The 18230-nt window shown below is 72.9% G+C and carries 19 protein-coding genes; 8 read left to right on the top strand and 11 right to left on the bottom strand.

The genetic code is table 11. The features are described from left to right. Window positions 1–78: 78 nt before the first annotated feature. Both IF73_RS0129290 and IF73_RS0129285 read right to left on the bottom strand, forming a co-directional pair. Entirely contained in the window at window positions 79–429 is a 351-nt protein-coding gene (locus IF73_RS0129290) for a hypothetical protein (protein ID WP_031013379.1), read from the bottom strand. Further along, window positions 426–632 carry a hypothetical protein gene (locus tag IF73_RS0129285; protein ID WP_031013378.1) on the bottom strand — a complete coding sequence of 69 codons (207 nt, stop codon included), beginning with the start codon at window positions 630–632 and terminating at the stop codon, window positions 426–428. The genes IF73_RS0129290 and IF73_RS0129285 overlap by 4 nt, the downstream gene beginning before the upstream one ends. 150 nt (window positions 633–782) lie before the next feature. Between IF73_RS0129285 and IF73_RS0129280 the strand changes: the two genes are divergently transcribed. The 6 genes from IF73_RS0129280 (at window position 783) to IF73_RS0129255 (ending at window position 7471) form a co-directional block, all read left to right on the top strand. Continuing rightward, entirely contained in the window at window positions 783–1067 is a 285-nt protein-coding gene (locus tag IF73_RS0129280) for a GntR family transcriptional regulator (protein ID WP_051717419.1), read from the top strand. Window positions 1068–1098: 31 nt separating this feature from the next. Continuing rightward, window positions 1099–1551 carry a nucleoside deaminase gene (locus IF73_RS0129275; protein ID WP_031013375.1) on the top strand — a complete coding sequence of 151 codons (453 nt, stop codon included), beginning with the start codon at window positions 1099–1101 and terminating at the stop codon, window positions 1549–1551. Next, entirely contained in the window at window positions 1544–2452 is a 909-nt protein-coding gene (locus tag IF73_RS0129270) for an isopenicillin N synthase family dioxygenase (RefSeq protein ID WP_031013374.1), read from the top strand. The genes IF73_RS0129275 and IF73_RS0129270 overlap by 8 nt, the downstream gene beginning before the upstream one ends. 86 nt (window positions 2453–2538) lie before the next feature. Further along, window positions 2539–4599: a hypothetical protein gene (locus tag IF73_RS0129265; protein ID WP_031013372.1), complete on the top strand. Its 2061-nt coding sequence runs from the start codon at window positions 2539–2541 to the stop codon at window positions 4597–4599. Window positions 4600–4603: 4 nt separating this feature from the next. Then, entirely contained in the window at window positions 4604–6136 is a 1533-nt protein-coding gene (locus IF73_RS0129260; RefSeq protein WP_031013370.1) for an ABC transporter substrate-binding protein, read from the top strand. A 147-nt stretch (window positions 6137–6283) separates the two neighbouring features. Next, entirely contained in the window at window positions 6284–7471 is a 1188-nt protein-coding gene (locus IF73_RS0129255) for an FUSC family protein (RefSeq protein WP_037880867.1), read from the top strand. A gap of 30 nt (window positions 7472–7501) precedes the next feature. Here IF73_RS0129255 and IF73_RS0129250 read toward each other — a convergent pair whose 3' ends face one another. The 8 genes from IF73_RS0129250 to hemL form a co-directional block, all read right to left on the bottom strand. Beyond that, window positions 7502–8029 carry an SRPBCC domain-containing protein gene (locus tag IF73_RS0129250; protein WP_031013367.1) on the bottom strand — a complete coding sequence of 176 codons (528 nt, stop codon included), beginning with the start codon at window positions 8027–8029 and terminating at the stop codon, window positions 7502–7504. Between the two features lie 37 nt (window positions 8030–8066). Then, complete coding sequence (gene ccsB, locus IF73_RS0129245) at window positions 8067–9143, bottom strand: c-type cytochrome biogenesis protein CcsB (RefSeq protein WP_031013366.1); 1077 nt, start codon at window positions 9141–9143, stop codon at window positions 8067–8069. Beyond that, window positions 9140–10894 carry a cytochrome c biogenesis protein ResB gene (resB, locus tag IF73_RS0129240; RefSeq protein ID WP_078868310.1) on the bottom strand — a complete coding sequence of 585 codons (1755 nt, stop codon included), beginning with the start codon at window positions 10892–10894 and terminating at the stop codon, window positions 9140–9142. Before resB ends, ccsB begins: the two co-directional genes overlap by 4 nt. A 3-nt stretch (window positions 10895–10897) precedes the next feature. Further along, window positions 10898–11635, bottom strand: coding sequence for a cytochrome c biogenesis CcdA family protein (locus tag IF73_RS0129235; RefSeq protein WP_031013364.1), 738 nt, complete (start codon window positions 11633–11635; stop codon window positions 10898–10900). A 6-nt stretch (window positions 11636–11641) separates the two neighbouring features. After that, window positions 11642–12256, bottom strand: a complete 615-nt coding sequence (locus IF73_RS0129230; protein WP_031013362.1) for a TlpA family protein disulfide reductase — start codon at window positions 12254–12256, stop codon at window positions 11642–11644. A gap of 133 nt (window positions 12257–12389) precedes the next feature. Next, on the bottom strand, window positions 12390–13649 hold the full coding sequence (locus tag IF73_RS0129225; RefSeq protein WP_031013360.1) for a hypothetical protein: 1260 nt from the start codon (window positions 13647–13649) through the stop codon (window positions 12390–12392). 192 nt (window positions 13650–13841) lie between these two features. Next, window positions 13842–14537 carry a histidine phosphatase family protein gene (locus tag IF73_RS0129220; RefSeq protein WP_031013359.1) on the bottom strand — a complete coding sequence of 232 codons (696 nt, stop codon included), beginning with the start codon at window positions 14535–14537 and terminating at the stop codon, window positions 13842–13844. Next, entirely contained in the window at window positions 14534–15841 is a 1308-nt protein-coding gene (hemL, locus tag IF73_RS0129215) for a glutamate-1-semialdehyde 2,1-aminomutase (RefSeq protein WP_078868309.1), read from the bottom strand. Before hemL ends, IF73_RS0129220 begins: the two co-directional genes overlap by 4 nt. Window positions 15842–16108: 267 nt before the next feature. Between hemL and IF73_RS0129210 the strand changes: the two genes are divergently transcribed. Further along, window positions 16109–16708, top strand: a complete 600-nt coding sequence (locus tag IF73_RS0129210) for a hypothetical protein (RefSeq protein WP_078868308.1) — start codon at window positions 16109–16111, stop codon at window positions 16706–16708. Between the two features lie 190 nt (window positions 16709–16898). Next, window positions 16899–17291, top strand: a complete 393-nt coding sequence (locus IF73_RS0129205; RefSeq protein WP_031013355.1) for a MerR family transcriptional regulator — start codon at window positions 16899–16901, stop codon at window positions 17289–17291. 18 nt (window positions 17292–17309) lie between these two features. Here the strand turns inward: IF73_RS0129205 and IF73_RS0129200 are convergent, their stop codons facing one another. Further along, on the bottom strand, window positions 17310–18164 hold the full coding sequence (locus IF73_RS0129200; protein ID WP_031013354.1) for an ABC transporter substrate-binding protein: 855 nt from the start codon (window positions 18162–18164) through the stop codon (window positions 17310–17312). Between the last annotated feature and the right edge of the window lie 66 nt (window positions 18165–18230).

The raw sequence follows: 18230 nt of genomic DNA, 5'->3' as shown, positions 1-18230 counted from the left end.
CACTCACGTACCCGCACTCGGTGAGGCGTGGTGGGCCTGTGACGTCACCACGTCCTCCAGAAGGGGCGTCGCCGCCGCTCATGCCCGGCCGCCCGCATGGCAGGCGCACTCGCACACGAGGTACCGCACCCCCGGTACGCCGCTGTCGCGGGGTGCGTGGTCGCGGCAGCGGTCGTGGCGGCCGACGATGCAGCGCGGGGAGCGGAACTCGGGTTCGGGCTCGGGCGCGGGCGCGGGCGCGAGGGCGCGGGCCAGGAGGGAGACGCTCACGGCGTCGGCGATCTCGGGCGTCACCCACCAGCCGTCGCCCGCGCGGTCGCGGTGCAGGCCGTCGTGACCCACGTCGAGCACGCACACCGAGCCGCCCCACACGGGGCGGACGGTCTCCGCGACGGCGTACACGGAGCGCCGAGCCCCGCAGCGGCTCATCGGGGGGCTCCGGCGTGGATGTTCCGGCGGTCGAGGTCGACGCCGACGGTGGCGAGCCACAGGGTCCGCCGGCGCCTGCGCTGCGCCGCCGCGTGACGCGGCGCGGCGGGACGGGTGGTGCGGTGCCTGCCGGTGGGCGGCAGGGTCAGCATGAGCAGCCAGAGGACGAGGGGGATCAGGGCGCGCGCGATAGGGTTCCGCACGTCATCAACTCCGAAGCTAGTTGGTGGCCATGCCCCGGGGCCGTTGCAGCGGTCGCCGGGGTCTTCGCGTCCGTTGAGCCTATAAGGCATGTATAGCTCTGCATAGCTCACTACTGGTTCGCACAGGTCTTCGATGCTTACGTTGGTCGTGTGACTGACCGCAGCGAAATCCCCGAGTTCAACCCCCAGGGCCCCCAGCTGGTCTACGTCGCGGTGGCCGACCACATCGCCGCTCGGATCGCGGCCGGGGAGCTGGCTCCCGGGGCACGGCTGCCCGCCGAGCGGGACCTCGCGACCGAGTACGGGGTCGCCTACCTCACGGTCCGCCGCGCCGCCTCGGTCCTGCGCGAGCGCGGTCTGATCCTCACCGTTCACGGCAAGGGGACCTTCGTCGCCGACCCCCTCCCGGCGGACGGGAGCCCGCACCAGGTGTGAGGTTCCGGGTCCCGCGGGGAAAGGTCCCCGCATGGACCAGGAACAGGCCCGCCGGTGGCTCTCCACCGCGCTCGACGAGGCCCGGGGCGGGCGGGACGAGGGCGGGGTGCCCATCGGCGCCGCGCTCTACGGCGCCGACGGGGTGCTGCTCGGGCGGGGGCGTAATCGGCGGGTGCAGGACGGGGATCCTTCCGCGCACGCCGAGACCGCCGCGTTCCGGGACGCCGGGCGGCAGCGGTCGTACCGGGGGACGACGATGGTCACGACGCTGTCGCCGTGCTGGTACTGCTCCGGGCTCGTGCGGCAGTTCGGGATCTCGCGGGTCGTCGTCGGGGAGGACCGGACCTTCCGGGGCGGCCAGGAGTGGCTCGCCGCGCACGGCGTCGAGGTGGTCGTCCTCGACGATCCCGCGTGCGTCGAGCTCATGCGTACCTTCATCGCGGAGCGACCCGCCCTCTGGAACGAGGACATCGGACATGACTGAGGCACGGCTTCCGACCATCGACCTCGGCCGCGACCCCGCGCCCCAGCTCCCCGCCGTGGACCGCGCCCTGCGCGACGCCGGGTTCCTGCTCGTGTCCGGGCACGGCGTGGACCCCGCGCTGCCGGCCGCGATCCGGGAGCGCGCCCGCGCCTTCTTCCACCTGCCGGCCGACGTCAAGGCGCCGTACGCGGTGCGGGTCGGCGGGCGCGGGTGGCTCGGGCCGGGGGCGGAGGCGAACGGGTATGCGGAGGGGACGGCGACCCCGCCCGACCTGAAGGAGTCGCTGTCCTTCGCGGCGGAGGAGCCGACCGGCGACCCCGCGGTGGACGCCGAGTGGTTCCTGCCGAACGTCTGGCCCGCCGAGGTGCCGGAGCTGAAACCGCTGGTGGAGACGTACCTCGCGCAGATGAAGACGCTGGCGGACCGGGTGCTCGACCTGCTCGGGACGGCGCTCGGCGAGGAGCGGGACTTCTTCACGCGCCACACCGGGCACCCCACGTTCGGCTTCAACATCAACTGGTACCCGGCGCGGGAGCGGACCGGTGCGCCCCAGCCCGGGCAGTTCCGGATCGGGCCGCACACCGACTTCGGCACCGTCACGCTGCTCGACCGGCAGGCCGGCAAGGGCGGGCTGCAGGTCTTCTCCGACGCCGGCGGCTGGCAGGACGCGCCGCACGATCCGGCCGCCCTGACCGTCAACATCGGTGACCTGATGGCGGGTTGGACCGGCGGGCGCTGGCGCTCGGGCCGGCACCGGGTGCTGCCGCCGCCGGCCGACGCGCCCGCCGAGGAGCTGATGTCGCTGGTGTACTTCTACGAGTGCACGCCCGGCACCACGATCCACGGCATCGAGTCCCACCGGTACCTGAGGGCGCAGCTCGACGCGATCGCCACGGAGTGACAACTCCTGAGCATCAGAACCGAAAAGATTCTCTTCTTCCCAACACACCGTCGATATCCTTGAGTTGACTGCGACGGGGGTGGCGGGTGGACAGAGAGCTGTACGGCCGCGAGGCGGTTCTGGAGGCGCGCGGGCTCGCCGCGCGGCTCGTCGGACTCGGACCGTACGGCCGCGGCCGGGTGCCGTACGAGCACGGCGAGGACCCGCCCGTCACCGTCTTCACCGGCGGCCGCGGCATGGGAAAAACGGTCCTGCTCAAGGAGATCCGCAACCGCTACCGTGGCTTCACCCCGCTGGCCCTCCTCGACTGCGCCGCCATCGAGGAGCCCGCCGACCACGGCGCCGGCTGGTCCCCGGTCACCGGCGCCCTCACCGAACTCGCCCTCCAACTCGCCCAGCGCGGCGAGACGTTCAAGGCCGTGCCGTTCCCGCGCCTGTCGCTCGGGCTGGTCGCCGTCACCTCGGTCGGCTGGACCCGCGAGGACGACGAGCGGGCCCGCCGCGACCTGCTGCGGCTCGGGCCGCTGCTCGCCACCGTCGACGCCGGCCGGGCCGCCGCCGCGTCCTGGGTCGGCAAGGTCCTCGCCAAGCTCGCGGGCACGGCCGCGGAGGCGGGCGCGCCCTTCGCCGGGCTGGTCGCCGAGGCGACCGTCGAGACCGTGGTCGAGGAGTTCTTCGGCGTCTTCAGGAAGGCGCCCGAGGACTGGTTCGGCGACTACCGCAACGCCGGCGGACGCGGCCGGGCCGGACTCCAGCAGCTCGCCGTCGACTTCGCGCAGGGCGGCCCGCGCCGGGCGGAGGCCGAGGGCTTCCTCACCCTCACGCTCACCGAGGACCTGCACCGCGCCTACACCGGACTGAAGTTCGGCAGCCGCGTCGGCCGGCCCGTGGTGCTCTTCGACAACGCCCACGAACCGGCCGGCCGCGCCCTCGTCGAACCGATACTGCGAGCCCGCGCCGACGGCCGCCGCGACCACACCGTGGTGCTCGCCGCCTCCCGGCTGCCCGAGCACGAGGCGCTCCGCCACGCCACCCGGATCCGGCTGCCCGAGACCGCCCACCAGGCACCCTGCCCGCGCACCAGCCGCGTCGGCTCCGGTCTCCTCGCCGTCGAGCTCACCCCGCTCACCCCCACCCAGACCCGGGCCGCCTTCGACCGGCACGACCCGGCCGACCGCGCCCCCGCCGACCTCTCCCGGGCCGTCCACCGGCTCACCGGCGGCCGCCCCCTCGGCGTCGACCTGCTCGCCCGCGCCGCCGGCGAGGCGCCGCCCGCCGTCCGCGCCACCCTCACCCCCGGCGACCTGCTCGACCTCACCGTGGAGCTCCGCGAGGACACCGCCCCCGTGCCGGTCGCCCCCGCGCTGCTCGCCGCCCTCCTGCCGGTCCCCAGGACGGGGCCGTACGTGGTGCTCGCCGCCGCCCACGACGAGGAGTCCGCCCGCCGCCTCGCCCAGGTCCGGCTGCCCGCCGAATCCCTCGACGGCGACGTCGCCCTCCGGGTCCGCGACCGGCTGCGCGCCGAACACTGGGCCGACCGTCCCGGCCACTTCGTCGGCGACCCGCTGCTGCGCGCCCTGCTGCTGCACCGGCTCCGCTTCGAGGACGACGACCACCCCGCGTACTCCGCCTGGCGGGCGGTCCACGAGACCCTCCGCCGCCACTACGGGCCGCAGCCCGGACCGCACCGGCTCCACCACGACCTCGCCCTCGGCGACACCGCCGAGGCCGTCGCCCACCTGCGGCTCACCTTCCCGCTGCCCGACGTCCTCGGCTGGCTCGGCCTGCTCCGGTTCGTCGCCTCCGCCCCGTATCCGCGCGAGCGGGGCCGCACCGGACCCGACCCGCGCCGCGCCGTCGCCCTCGGCCAGGACCCCGATCCGGCGCTCCCGGACGGGCTCGGCCCCGACGCCGCCGAACTGCACCTCGCCGTACGACGGCTGCTGCACGCCGTATGGCTGCTCACCGATCCGCTCGCGCTGCCCGACGAGGAGGTCGCCGACCGGCTGGCGCACGAACTGCGCCGGCTCTCCGGCCGCCACCTCACCGGCAGCGGTCCACTGTGGGACGCGGCCGGCCACTGGCCGCGGGACATCCGCGCCTGGCGGCAGCCCTCGCTGCCGCCGGGGCGCGAGGACGGAGTCTGACGCCATGCTCGACCGGCTGCGCCGCCGCTTCTTCTGGACACCCCGGCAGAAGCTCCTCAGCACCCTCGTCGCCACCGCCCTCGTCGTCGGGCTCGGCGGCTGGGGCCTCTCCACCTACCTCGAACCGGAGGACCGTTCCTGCGCCGCCGGGGTCGCCCGCCCCGCGAACAGCACGGAGTGCATCGGCGTCGACGGCACGGGACACGACTTCCGCGTCCCCGCCCTCACCGCGATCACCGCCGCCATCGGCCGCGAGAACGCCACCCTGAAGGCCGGCGAGTACGCCACCGTCGCACTGCTCCTCCCGATCACCGCCACCGACCCCGGCACCGGCGAGAAGATCCTCCGCGAACTCCAGGGCGCGTACGCCTACCAGTACCGGGCCAACCACGAGTCCAACAGCGAGACCCCCAAGATCCGCCTCGTCCTCGCCAACACCGGCGAGCGCAACGCCCACTGGCGCACCGTCGTCGACCGGCTCACCGCCATGACCGGCGCCCCCGACCGGCTCCGCGCCGTCTCCGGCGTCGCCACCTCCTCCGCCGAGGTACGCGAGGCGGTCACCGCGCTGACCGGCGCCGGGATCGCCGTCGTCGGCACCACCATCACCGCCGACGACCTCGCCAACGGCCCCGGCCGCGACCGCTTCCCCGGCCTCGCCCGGGTCTCCCCCACCAACAGCGACGAGGCGAAGGCGCTGGCGAACTTCGGCCGGGTCGACGCGGCCCGCGCGATCCTCGTCCAGGACTCCCGCACCGGCGACCACTACATCGACACCCTGCGGACCGCCTTCGCCGCCTCCCTCAAGGGCGCCCCCTACGAGCCGCAGCTCTACACCTCGCCCGCGAACAACACCGAGGAGGGCACCACCGCCAACACCTTCCGCCAGATCACCCACCTGATCTGCGACACCCGCGCCGAGACCGTCTTCTTCGCCGGCCGCCACACCCAGCTCCGCCAGTTCATCAACGCGCTCGGCGCCCGCGGCTGCGCCGACCGCGCCTTCACCGTCCTCACCGGCGACGAGGGCTCCTACCTCGGCGCCGACACCAGGCTGAACCGCGCGGCCCTCGGCAAGAAGCTGACCGTCCGGTACGCGGCGCTCGCCCACCCCGACGCCTGGAAGCCCGCGCCGGGCCGGCCGGTGCCGACCACCGGCGGCTCGGTCGTCGCCTTCGCGACCTTCCTGACCGACATCGCCCGCGCCGACGAGAAGCCGGTGCCGCTCCGGGACGGGCAGGCGATCGTCGCGTACGACGCGATGGCGACGGCCGTCCACGCCATCCGCCAGGCCACCCCGGCGAACGCCCCCTACCCGGAGCTCGCCGACGTCGGCACCCAGTGGCCGCAGGTCAAGGGCTCGCTGCGGGTCCAGGGCGCGAGCGGCTGGATCTGCCTCGACAACCACGGCAACCCGTACAACAAGGCGGTCCCCATCGTGGAGCTCGCCCCCGACGGCACCCAGCGCTTCGTCCAGATCGCCTGGCCCGAGAACACCCCGCCGTCCACGAGCTGCCTGCCGCCGAAGCGGGGGTGATCCCGCGTCCGCCCGGCCGTATCCGCGCATGACTCCGCGGCCGGCCGGGCAGGCGGTCGTCCTAGAGGGCCCCTCAGGGGCGGGCGAGGCGACCGGACGAGGTGGGACGTGGCACGCGGCGGAGCGGGGCGGGGCCCGGGAGACGGGATGGCGGCGAGACTCCGCCGGGACCCGTTCGTCGTACAGACCGTACGGTCCACGGCCGCGGCCACCCTCAGCTATCTCGTCGCCCTCGGGCTCAGCAGCGAACCGGTCCCCCTCACGGCGCCCCTCACCGCCCTCCTGGTCGTCCAGGTCACGCTCTACTCCACCCTCACCACCAGCCTGCGGCGGGTGAACTCCGTCGTCGTCGGCGTCCTCATCGCCATCGCGTTCAGCGCCGTCGTCGGCCTCTCCTGGTGGAGCCTGGCCCTGGTGATCCTGGCGTCGCTGCTCGTCGGCCGGCTCGTCCGCGTCGAGGAGTTCATCCCCGAGGTCGCCATCAGCGCCATGCTCGTCCTCGGCGTCACCCAGGTCTCCGACACCGCCTGGGACCGGGTCCTGGAGACCCTCATCGGCGCCGTCGTCGGCATGCTCGTCAACCTGTTCCTCGCCCCGCCCGTCTGGGTCGACACCGCCGGCGAGTCCATCGAGGACCTCGCCCGGCGCATGCGGCTGCTGCTCCTCGACGTGGCGGACGAGTTCACCGGCGCGCCGCCCGTCGAGCGGGCCGCCGCCCGGCTCCACGAGGCCCGCCGCCTCGACAACGACGTCGCCGACGTCGACGCGGCCCTGCGCACCGCCGAGGACAGCCTGCGGTTCAATCCGCGGGTCAAGGAGGGCCTGCTCCACCGGGTGGTGCTCCGCACCGGCCTCGACACCCTGGAGATCAGCGCCGTCGTCCTGCGCGTCCTCGCCCGCACCCTCACCGACCTGGCGAAACACCGCGACGGACGGGCTCTGCTGCCGGACCGGGCCGCGCTCGCCGTCCGGGAGACCGCCCAGTACACCGCCGACTCCCTCGTCAGCTTCGCGGTCCTCGTCACCGTCCGCGGCAGCGAGGACGCCGAGGCGGCGGAGACCCGGCTGGCGGGCGAGCTGCGGGCGGCCAGGGCCTGCCGGGAGGACGCGGCCGAACGGCTCCTCGCCCTCGCGCTCGCCGACCCCCGCGGCTGGCAGCTGTACGGGGCGCTGCTCGCCGAGCTGGACCGGATCCTCGACGAGCTCGACCCCGAGCACCGGGGCCGCAGGCTGATGGAGGAGCTGGACCGGCAGGCCGCCGAGCGCCGCGCGCGCCGCGCCCGCCTCACCCGCCGCGACCGTTGGCTCCCCCGCCGGTCACGGGCCGGCCGCTGACCGGGGAGGGCTCACCGGGGGCGGGCGCCCTCAGGGAACCCACTTCGGCCAGGGCGCCTCGTCCCGGGCGTACAGCTCGCGCAGCTCGCTCCAGCGGCCGGTGGTCCACTGCCGCCAGTCGGTCGGGCGGCCGTCCAGCGCGTCCCGCAGCCGCTCGAAGTGGTCGTGCCAGCCGGCCAGGCAGTCGAGCAGCAGTTCCCGGTCGCCGCTGAACTCGTTGGTGAAACGCAGCACGGTCGACGCCCCGCCGACGCCCGGTTCCAGATGGAACCGGATCCGTCCGTGCGGGGCGCCGACCGTGTACTCGGCGACGTGGTCCGGGTCCCAGGCGGTGACCCGCCCCGAGACCTCCGTGTCGCCGTTCAGCCAGCGGAGCGTGACCTTGCCGCCGAGCCTCGGCTCCAGCGGGTCGACGGCGCACAGCCAGGAGGGCAGCCCCTCCGGCGAGGCGATCTTCTCCCAGACCGCCTCCTGCGGGTGCGGCAGCTCGATCGCGTACCGCAGCAGGTGCGTGTCGCCGTCGCGGGTCTCGCTCCTGCCCCGGGGTATCTCGCTCATACCTCCAGCGTGGCCCCCCGAGGGGGGCCGTGCCAGCTCAGACGCCGGCGTAGGAGTGCTTGCTGCTGACGAAGATGTTCACGCCGTAGTAGTTGAAGAGGAAGCAGCCGAAGGCGATGAGCGCGATGTACGCGGCCTTCCGCCCCTTCCAGCCGGCCGTCGCGCGCGCGTGCAGGTAGGCGGCGTACCCGACCCACGTGATGAAGGACCAGACCTCCTTGGCGTCCCAGCCCCAGTAGCGGCCCCAGGCGTCGCCGGCCCAGATGGCGCCCGCGATGATCGTGAAGGTCCACAGCGGGAAGATCGCCGCGTTGACCCGGTAGGCGAACTTGTCGAGGGTCGCCGCAGCGGGCAGCCGCTCCAGGACGGAGCGGGCGAAGCCGCTCGGCGTGCCGCCGTTCGCGAGCTTGTTCTCGTACGAGTCGCGGAAGAGGTACAGCAGGGTCGCGACGGCGCCCAGGTAGAGCACGGCGCCGCAGAAGATCGCGGTGGAGACGTGGATCCACAGCCAGTACGAGTCGAGGGCGGGCACCAGCTGGTCGCTCTCGGTGTACAGCAGGGTCGTCGCCACGCCCAGGTCGAGCAGGACCGTGGTGACCAGGGGGAGGCCGATCCAGCGGACGTTCTTCTTGGCGAGCAGGAAGGCCAGGTACACGCCGACCGCCACCGTGGAGAAGGTGGTGGAGAACTCGTACATGTTGCCCCAGGGGGCGCGCTGCACGGAGACCGCGCGCATGACCACGCCGGCCGCCTCCAGGGCGAAGGCGAGGACGGTCAGCGAGACGGCGATCCGGCCGTAGAGGTCGCCCTTGACGGTGCCGCCGGCCGCGCCGGGGCCGTCGGGGACGTCGCGGGTGCCGGCGGCGGACCGGGTGACGACCTTCGGCCGCTCCAGGACGGCGGTGCCGCCGGCCTTCTTGACCTGCACCGACACCGTGGCCCTGGACTCGGCCTGGGTGAGCGCGGCGGCGGTGCGGCCGACCTTGCTGCGGCTGCCGAAGACCCACTCGGCGATGTGGGCCAGGAAGGCCAGGGTGTAGACGGCCATCGAGGAGTAGACGAGCGTGTTGCTCATCTGCGCCAGGCTCTCGTTGGTCTCGGCGGCGAGGATCACTTCTCGGCCCCTTCTGATGCGTCTGCTTCGGCTTCGGCGGGTTCCGGATCTGCGGATTCCGGCTCGGCGGGTTCGGGCGCCGGGGGCGCCTGGTCGGTGAGCACGACCGCGAGGTCGGCGAGCTCCTCGGGCAGCTTGGCGGACTCGCTGCGGCCGAGGCCCGCCATCTCGACGACGGTCGTGCCGTCCTCGCCGCGGACGGCGCGGACCCAGATCCGGCGCCGCTGGATGAAGAGCGAGCCGGTGAGTCCGGCGATCGCGGCGACCGCGCCGGTGAGGGCGAGGCCGTTGCCCGGCTGCTGCGAGATCTGGAAGGACGCCCACTCCTTGACGTCCTTCTCGAAGGTGATCGAGCCGGCGCCGTCGGGCAGGGTCATCGTCTCGCCGGGCACCAGCCGCTGGGCGACCCCGGTGCCTCCGTCGACCTTGAACTGGGTCATCTTGGAGGTGTCGAGCTGGTACACGTTCTGCGGCAGGCCGGAGTCGACGCGCAGGCTGCCGTAGTAGCCGGTGAGGGCCATCACGGGGAAGTCGAGCGCGGGGAACTGGGAGAACATGCTGCCCTGACCGGCGCCCGCGAAGGTCGGCACGAAGAACGCCTTGAAGCCGAGCTGCTCCTTCTCGCCCTTCTTGTTCCGGTAGCCGTCCATCACCTTGATCGCGCCGGTGGAGGTGATGTTGTTGTCGATCGGCAGCAGCGGGACGGCGCCGTGGAAGACGGTCTTGCCCTTGCCGTCCTTGACGGTGACGACGGGGGCGTAGCCGTGGGCGATCAGGTAGACCTTGGAGTCGCCGATCTCCAGCGGCTCGTTGACCCGGATGACCGCCTTCTTGTCCTTGCCGTCGGCCTCGGTGTAGCTGACGGCCGCCTCGAAGGTGCGGGGGGTGCCGCGCTGCGGGCCGCTCTTCTCGTACGTACCGGTGAAGCTGTCCAGGGTGAAGCTGAACGGTTCCAGCTCGTCGACGCCGAACTGGGAGCCGGACTTGAAGTCGTCGTACTGGGTGAGCGTGTTGGAGAAGCCGTCGCCCTCGACGACCAGCTTGCCGCCCTCGGACTTGAACAGCTGGCCCCAGGCGAAGGCGGTCAGCATCACGATGAGCGCGAGGTGGAAGAGCAGGTTGCCGGCCTCGCGCAGGTAGCCCTTCTCGGCGGCGACGGCGTCCCCGGCCGCGCGGGCGCGGAAGCGGCGGCCCTTGAGGACGGCGAGCGCGGCCGCGCGGACCTCCTCCGGGTCGGCCTCGGTGCGCCAGGTCGTGTAGGCGGGGAGGCGGGTGAGCCGCTTGGGGGCGCCCGGCGGCAGGCCGCGGAGCTGGCCGACGAACTGCCAGGTGCGCGGGACGATGCAGCCGATGAGGGAGACGAAGAGCAGGATGTAGATCGCGGAGAACCACACCGAGCTGTAGACGTCGAAGAGCTGGAGCTTCTCGTACAGCGGCGTGAGGGTCTCGTGCGCCTTCTTGAACTCGGCGACCTTCAGCTCGTCCGCGCTGGTCTGCGGGATGAGGGAGCCGGGGACGGCGCCGAGGGAGAGCAGGAAGAGCAGGATCAGCGCCACGCGCATGGAGGTGAGCTGGCGCCAGAACCAGCGGATCCAGCCGACGACCCCGAGGGTGGGGCCGCCGGTGGTCTCCTCCTGGGGCGCGGTGGAGAGGTCCGCGCCCGCGGCCTCGTCACCGGCCGCCCCGTTCGTGTCGGTCACGTCGGTCGGCTCCGCCGCATCGGTCGTGTCGGTCGTGTCTGTCGTGCTCATGGATCAGATTCCCACCGTGAAACCGCCGGCCCAGCCCTGCATCGTGGAGACCATGCTGTCCCAGACGCCTGTCAGGAGGAGGAGGCCGGTGACGATCATCATGCCGCCGCCGATCCTCATCACCCACACGTAGTGCTTCTTGACCCAGCCGAAGGCGCCGAGGGCCTTGCGGAAGGCGACGGCGGCGAGGATGAACGGGACGCCGAGGCCGAGGCAGTACGCGAGGGCCAGTATGGCCCCGCGTCCGGCGCTGGCCTGTTCGAGGGCGAGCGCGTTGACCGAGGCGAGCGTCGGGCCGATGCACGGCGTCCAGCCGACGCCGAAGAGCGCGCCGAGGACGGGCGCGCCGAGGAGGCCGGCGGCGGGTTTCCGGTGGAAGCGGAACTCGCGCTGGGTGAACCAGGGCATCAGGCCGGCGAAGAAGAGCCCCATGAGGATCATGAGGACGCCGAGGACGGTGCCGAGCGTCTCGCTGTACGCCAGGAGCGTGCGGCCGAACTCGCCGAAGAGGGCGCCGCCCGAGACGAAGACGGCGGTGAAGCCGGCGACGAAGAGGAGGGCCCCGGCGGCCATCCGCCCGCGGCGCTGGTCGGCGAGGTCGGTGCCGGAGACGCCGGTGACGTAGCTCAGGTAGCCGGGGACGAGCGGGAGCACGCAGGGGGAGAAGAAGGAGACCAGGCCGGCCAGGAGGGCGATGGGGACGGCGAGGAGGAGGGCTCCGCTGGTGACGGTCTCGTTCACCGGCTGTCACTTCTCCTTGAGGAGCGGGTCGATCATGGACCGCAGCCTGGTCTCGTCGACGGCCATCAGCGAGCGGGCGGCGATCTTGCCCTCCTTGTCGAGGACGACGGTGGAGGGGATGCCCTGGAGGCTGAGGGTGCCCTTGGGGAAGCCGAAGAGGATGAGCTTGCCCTTGGGGTCGTAGAGGCTCGGGTACGGGACCTTGTAGTCGGCCTCGAAGGCGAGCGCCTGCTGCTTGTTGGCGTCGCGGGTGTTGAGGCCGACGAAGGCGACGTCCTCGTCCTTCAGGTCGTTGGCGACCTTGGTGAAGTGGGACGCCTCGGCGCGGCAGGGGCCGCACCAGGAGCCCCAGGCGTTGAGGACGACGACCTTGCCCTTGAGGTCGGCGACGTCGAGCTTCTCGCCGTCCAGCGTCTCGCCGGCGATCGTGTTGATGTCGGCGCGCTCGCCCTTGGGGACGGTGGAGATGCCGCCCTTGCTGGTGACGTAGTTGGTGTTCCCGCCGCCGGAGGTGCCGTTGCCGTCGCCGCCGCAGGCGGAGAGCGCGAGGGCGGCGGACAGCACGCCGACGGCGACGAGGGCGCGTCGGGGGGCACGGTGGAGGCCACGGCTAAGGCTCATGTGAAAAGTTTCGCATGGGCGTTTGGGGGATCTTGGGCACCCCCCTACGTGCCCGGAACGCCCCTTGTCAAGATCGGCTAAGCGGCTTTCGCCCCAGGGGGTTCGCGCCGGCCCGGCCGCCCGGTCCGCCGGCTCAGGCGGCCTTGAGGTAGGCGTTCCAGCCGCCGGCTGGCTTCTGGCCGACGTCGAGGCCGCGGAGGCGGTCGAGGATACGGGGGTCCTGGACGTCCATCCAGTCGGTGAACTGGCGGAACGACACCAGCCGGACGTCCTTCTTCCCGGCCATCGCCTTGAGCGCGTCCTCGACGGCGTCCATGTAGATGCCGCCGTTCCACTGCTCGAAGTGGTTGCCGACGAAGAAGGGGGCGCGGTTCGTCTCGTACGCGCGCGTGAAGCCGCCGACCAGTGCGTCGGTGGCCTGCTTGCGCCAGCCGGGATAGCGGGAGGGCATGCCCTTGGTCGAGTTCTTCGACTGGTTGGCGAGCATGTTGTAGTCCATGGACAGGACCTCGAAGGAGTGCCCGGGGAAGGGCACGGCCTGGAGCGGGAAGTCCCAGATGCCCTTGCGCTTGACGGGCCAGGTCTGGCGGCCGCCGGGCGAGCTGGCGTCGTAGCGCCAGCCGAGGCGCTTGGCGGTGGGGAGCAGGTTGTCCTGGCCGAGGAGGCAGGGGGTGCGGCCGCCGACGAGCTCCTTGGAGTAGTCGAAGGGCAGCGGGTCGAGGTCGGTCCAGCCGCTGTTGGTCTTCCACTCGGTGACGAACTTCGTCGCCTGGTCGATCTCGTTCTGCCACTGGGCGGGGGTCCAGTTCCCGACGGAGCCGGAGCCGCCGCAGAAGTGCCCGTTGAAGTGGGTGCCGATCTCGTGCCCGTCGAGCCATGCCTCGCGGACGTACTTCAGGGTGTCCTTGATGTGCGCGTCGGTGAGGTAGCCGATGTCGGAGGCGCCGACGGGGTTGTTCGGCGGGCGGTAGAGGTTCTTCTTCGACTCGGGCAGCAGGTAGATGCCGGAGAGGAAGAAGGTCATGGCCGCGTCGTGGTTGCGGGCCAGTTCGAGGAAGCGGGGGAAGAGGCCGTTGCCGACCTCGCCGGCGCCGTCCCAGGAGAAGACGACGAACTGCGGCGGGGTCTGGCCGGGTTCGAGCGGGACGGGGGTGTCGGGCTGGTGCGGCTGCTTGCCGGTGTCCGCGGTGGAACCGTCGCCGATGAGACGGACGTCGTCCTTGGTCGGGGCGGGCGTGGTGGCGTCGCCGCCGGCCGAGGGGGAACCCCCCTTGTCCGGTCCGGAACTGCCCGTACCGCCCTGCCCCTTGTCATCACTGCAGCCGGCGATCCCGAGCGCCGCCGCCGCTCCGACGCCCGCCCCGAGAAGACCCCTTCGACTGATCCCGCGCATGTCATCCCCATTCGCGCTGTTGTATGACCGAAACATCATCCAAACCGACAATGAGTGAGATGCGGGGAGGAACACGGAGGTTCCGGTCACTCGCACAAAAGTTTCAGGGCGGCCGGAGAGGAACCTCTCTCCGACCGCCCTGACAATGTCCCGTCAAGCGCGCCCTGTCCAGGGTGCGGACGGGCGGGGGAACTACGCCCCGAACGCCTTCTGCTTCCCCTTCACCGGCTTGGCACCGGCCCGCAGGTGCACCGGCACCAGGTCGATCGCCGGCTCGCTGTACCCGACCGAGACGATCCGGTCGCCCTTGTACGTGAACGAGGTCAGCGAGGCCAGCGTGCACTGCCGGCGCCGCGGGTCGTGCCACAGCCGGCGCCGCTCCACGAAGGACCGGACGATCCAGATCGGCAGCTGGTGGCTGACCAGCACCGCCTCGTGGCCGCGCGCCGCGTCCTTCGCCGCGTCCAGCGCCGCCATCATCCGGACGACCTGCTCGATGTACGGCTCGCCCCAGGACGGCTGGAACGGGTTGGTGAGGTGCTTCCAGTTCGCCGGGCGGCGCAGCGCCCCGTCGCCGACGCCGAAGGTCTTGCCCTCGAAGACGTTCGCCGCCTCGATCAGCCGCGGGTCGGTGGCCAGGTCGAGCCCGTGCGACTTGGCGATCGGCGTGGCCGTCTCCTGCGCCCGCTCCAGCGGGGAGGCGACGACGTACGTGACGTCCCGCCCGGCCAGCGACTCGGCCACCCGGTCCGCCATCTGCCGGCCCAGCTCGGACAGGTGGTAGCCGGGGCGGCGCCCGTACAGCACGCCGTCCGGGTTGTGCACCTCGCCGTGGCGCATCAGGTGGACGACGGTGATGTCCTCGGGGTTCTTCGTCCCGTCGCTCATGCCGTGGCCTCCGCGGCGGCGCGGGCGGCGGCGGGCAGCGCGGCGGCGACGCGCTCGACCGCGCGCTCGTCGTGGGCGGCCGAGACGAACCACGACTCGAAGGCCGACGGCGGCAGGTAGACGCCGTCCGCGAGCATTGAGTGGAAGAAGGCGTTGAAGCGGAACGCCTCCTGCTTCTTCGCCTCGTCGTAGTTCCGCACCTCGTCGGCGGTGAAGAAGACCGAGAACATGTTGGACGCGGTCTGCAGCCGGTGCGCCACGCCCTCCTTCGTCAGGGCGTCCGCGACGAGCCCCTGGATCTCCTTCGAGACCGCGTTCACCTTCGCGTACGCGGCGTCGTCCAGCAGCCGCAGCTGCGCGAGCCCGGCGGCGGTGGCGATCGGGTTACCGGAGAGGGTGCCCGCCTGGTAGACCGGGCCGGCCGGGGCGAGGTGGCCCATGACGTCGGCGCGGCCGCCGAAGGCCGCGGCCGGGAAGCCGCCGCCCATGACCTTGCCGAAGGTCAGCAGGTCGGGCCGGACGCCGTCCACGCCGTACCAGCCGGCGCGGCTCGTCCGGAAGCCGGTCATGACCTCGTCCGAGATGTACAGCGCGCCGTTCTCCCGGCACAGGTCCGCGAGCCCCTGGTTGAAGCCCGGCAGCGGCGGGACGACGCCCATGTTGCCCGGCGACGCCTCGGTGATCACACAGGCGATCTCGCCCGGGTGCGCGGCGAACGCGGCCCGCACGGCCTCCAGGTCGTTGTACGGCAGCACGATCGTGTCACCGGCCTGCGCGCCCGTCACGCCGGGCGTGTCGGGCAGGCCGAGGGTGGCAACGCCGGAGCCGGCGGCGGCGAGCAGCGCGTCCACGTGCCCGTGGTAGCAGCCGGCGAACTTGACGACCTTCGCGCGCCCGGTGAACCCGCGGGCGAGCCGGATCGCCGACATCGTCGCCTCGGTGCCGGAGGAGACCAGGCGCACCTGCTCGACCGGCTCGACGCGGGCCACGATCTCCTCGGCGAGCGCCACCTCGCCCTCGCCGGGCGTGCCGAAGGAGGTGCCGCGGGCCACGGCGGCCTGCACGGCGGCGGTCACCTCGGGGTGCGCGTGGCCGAGAATCATCGGTCCCCACGAGCAGACGAGGTCGACGTACTCGCGACCGTCCGCATCCGTGAGGTACGGACCGGTGCCGGACACCATGAACCGGGGCGTACCGCCCACAGCCCGGAAGGCTCGCACCGGTGAGTTCACGCCGCCGGGCGTCACAAGGGAAGCGCGGTCGAAAAGCGTCTGTGAGACTGGGGCTTCGTATGAATACGACACAGTGATCCTGACCTGCGAGTACGACGTCTGGTACGGAGGGACGGTGTGGGCACCCTGTGCGTCACGCCGGGGCGGCCTGCCTCCGCGTCTGCGAAACTGTGGCGGCAGGGACCTCATGGGGTTGGCTCACGCGATCCATGGTGTCAGAGGCCGCGGCGATTCTTGCGGACAGGTGTTTCACCGCAGGAACGCGGGGGAGGTCACTGACACGATGATCGGGTTGCGCGGCGGGGTCGTGTTGCCGAGAAAAAGCAGTCGGGTGGAGATATGCATCGCGGTGGCGGACCGGGCGAGGGGACGGACGACCTGGGTCCGGAGCCTGTCCGGCGGGGGAGGCACCGGCGGCGGCGGGCCGAGGATCCGACCGCGCCGGAGCACCGGGCATCCCCCGAGCAGCCCCCGGCGGATCCGCCCCTCGGAGGCCGCAGCTTGGCGGTGACGTACAAGTACTTCGGCGCGCCCGACGGCGCCACGGCGGCCCGCGTCCCGATCTCGATGCGCCCGGAGGAGCTCGGCGGCGACGAGCTGGGCATGGGCGGCATGTTCTCCAAGATCAAGCCGGAGACGATAGCGGCGATGGTCCTCACCGGCATCCAGGGCCTGCCGCTGCACAAGGTCCCCCCGCTGGAGCTGGTCGTCCTGCACCCCGACTACGCCGTGGTGAAGCTCCCCACGACCGTGGTCGACCCGCTGCGCGCGATCGGCGAGGAGTCGGTCGGCGCGGCCGCGTTCATCTGGTCCACCGTCCCCGACCGCGGCGGCCCGCGCGACGCCTTCGACGTCTACCAGCTGCTCCACGAGTGGCAGGACTTCTCCGTACGCCTCCACGAGGCCGGCCACCAGCCGTACTGCCTCGTCTGGCCCTGACGGCTGGCTCTCCCCGCGTTTCCGACCGTCATAGCGCATGAAATTAGGACGAATCGGATGTAATGCACGGAGGTTGGTTCACAGCGGAGCCGTACGAGGAGGACCTGTCGTGACCGGAGTGACTGGCACCACTGGAGCGCGGACGGCCGCGGCCCGCATGCCCGGGGCCCGCGCCGCCGCCGGCGAACCCATGCAGATCTCCGAGGTCGCCGCCCGCACCGAACTCCCCTTGCGCACCATCCGCCAGTACGAGGACTGCGGACTCGTCGTCCCCTCGGCGTCCTCCCCCGGCGGCTTCCCCCTCTACACGGACGCCGACGTGGCCCGGCTGATGGTGATCCGCCGCATGCAGCCGCTCGGCTTCGGCCTCGACGAGACCCGCGAACTCCTCACCTCGGTCGACCTCCTCGCCGCCGACCTCCCCGGCACGGACGGCGAACTCGACCCGGCCGAACGCGACGCCCTGGTCGCCCGCGTCCGCCGCTACGAGGAGGCCGCGACCGCCCGCGTCGCCGACCTCCGCGCCGAGCTCGCCCGCGCCGAGGAGTTCGCCACCTCCCTCCGCTCCCGCCTCCCGCTCTGACCGCCGGGCCGCACGGCCTCAGGCGGTGAGACCCGCCGCCAGCGCGTGGAAGAAGCGGGCGTACGCGGCCGGGCTCGGCGGGAGCTCCGGGTTCCACGGCACCAGCCGCGCCCCCGCCGGCAGCCGCTCCGGCCCCTCGGGCCGGGTCGCGTGGGCCCTGCTGTCGTACAGCACCAGCGCGGGGGCGAGCTCCAGGGCCCGCTCCCACCCGGTGGTCAGCCAGCTCGCGCCCGGCCCCGGCCCCGGGTCGAGCAGCCGGACCCCCAGACCGGCCAGCCGCGCCAGCTCCGGCCAGGCCCCCGGACGCGCGAGGTGCACCTGCCCGTCACCGGCCCCGGAGAGCGCCACCACCCCGAAGCCGGCCCCCGCCGCCACGGCGGCCGCCCGCACCGCCGTCTCCGCCTCCGCCAGCCCCCCGCCCTCCGGCCCGGGATCCGGGGCGCCGAGCGCCGCCCCCAGCGCCCGGAAGCGGCCGATGATCGCCGGCAGGCTCAGCTCGTTGCCGACCGACAGCGCCGCCAGCGGCACCCCCAGCCGCCCGGCCGGCTCCTCGTCCACGGCGTACGGGCTCTTCCCGTCGTACGTGACGTCCACCACCAGCTCCGGGCGCAGCTCCCGCAGCCGCTCCTCGTCCAGCGCCCGCCCCGGCCCCAGATAGGGCACCCCGGCCGCCGCCAGCCCGCCGTCCTTCGCCGGGTCCGGCTCCGGCCCGTCATGCGCGGAGCCGTACACCGCGACCGGCGTCACCCCCAGATCCAGCAGGGCCGCCCCGGCCCGCACATAGGCGACCACCCGCGCCGGGGTGTCCGGCGCCCCCAGCTCCACCCCCCTGTCGTCCGTGAATCCCCATCCGCGCGTACCCGATCCGGACATGTGGCTGCTCCCTCCCCGGCCGGAAATTCCGCCTCCGCCGCCACCTCGTCCGGCAGCGTCGCCCCG

Source organism: Streptomyces sp. NRRL F-5727 (assembly GCF_000719555.1).
In the GTDB taxonomy this organism is placed as follows: Bacteria; Actinomycetota; Actinomycetes; order Streptomycetales; family Streptomycetaceae; genus Streptomyces.
Note: the sequence above shows the minus strand (reverse complement) of the source record. Positions and strands in the feature narration are given on the sequence as shown.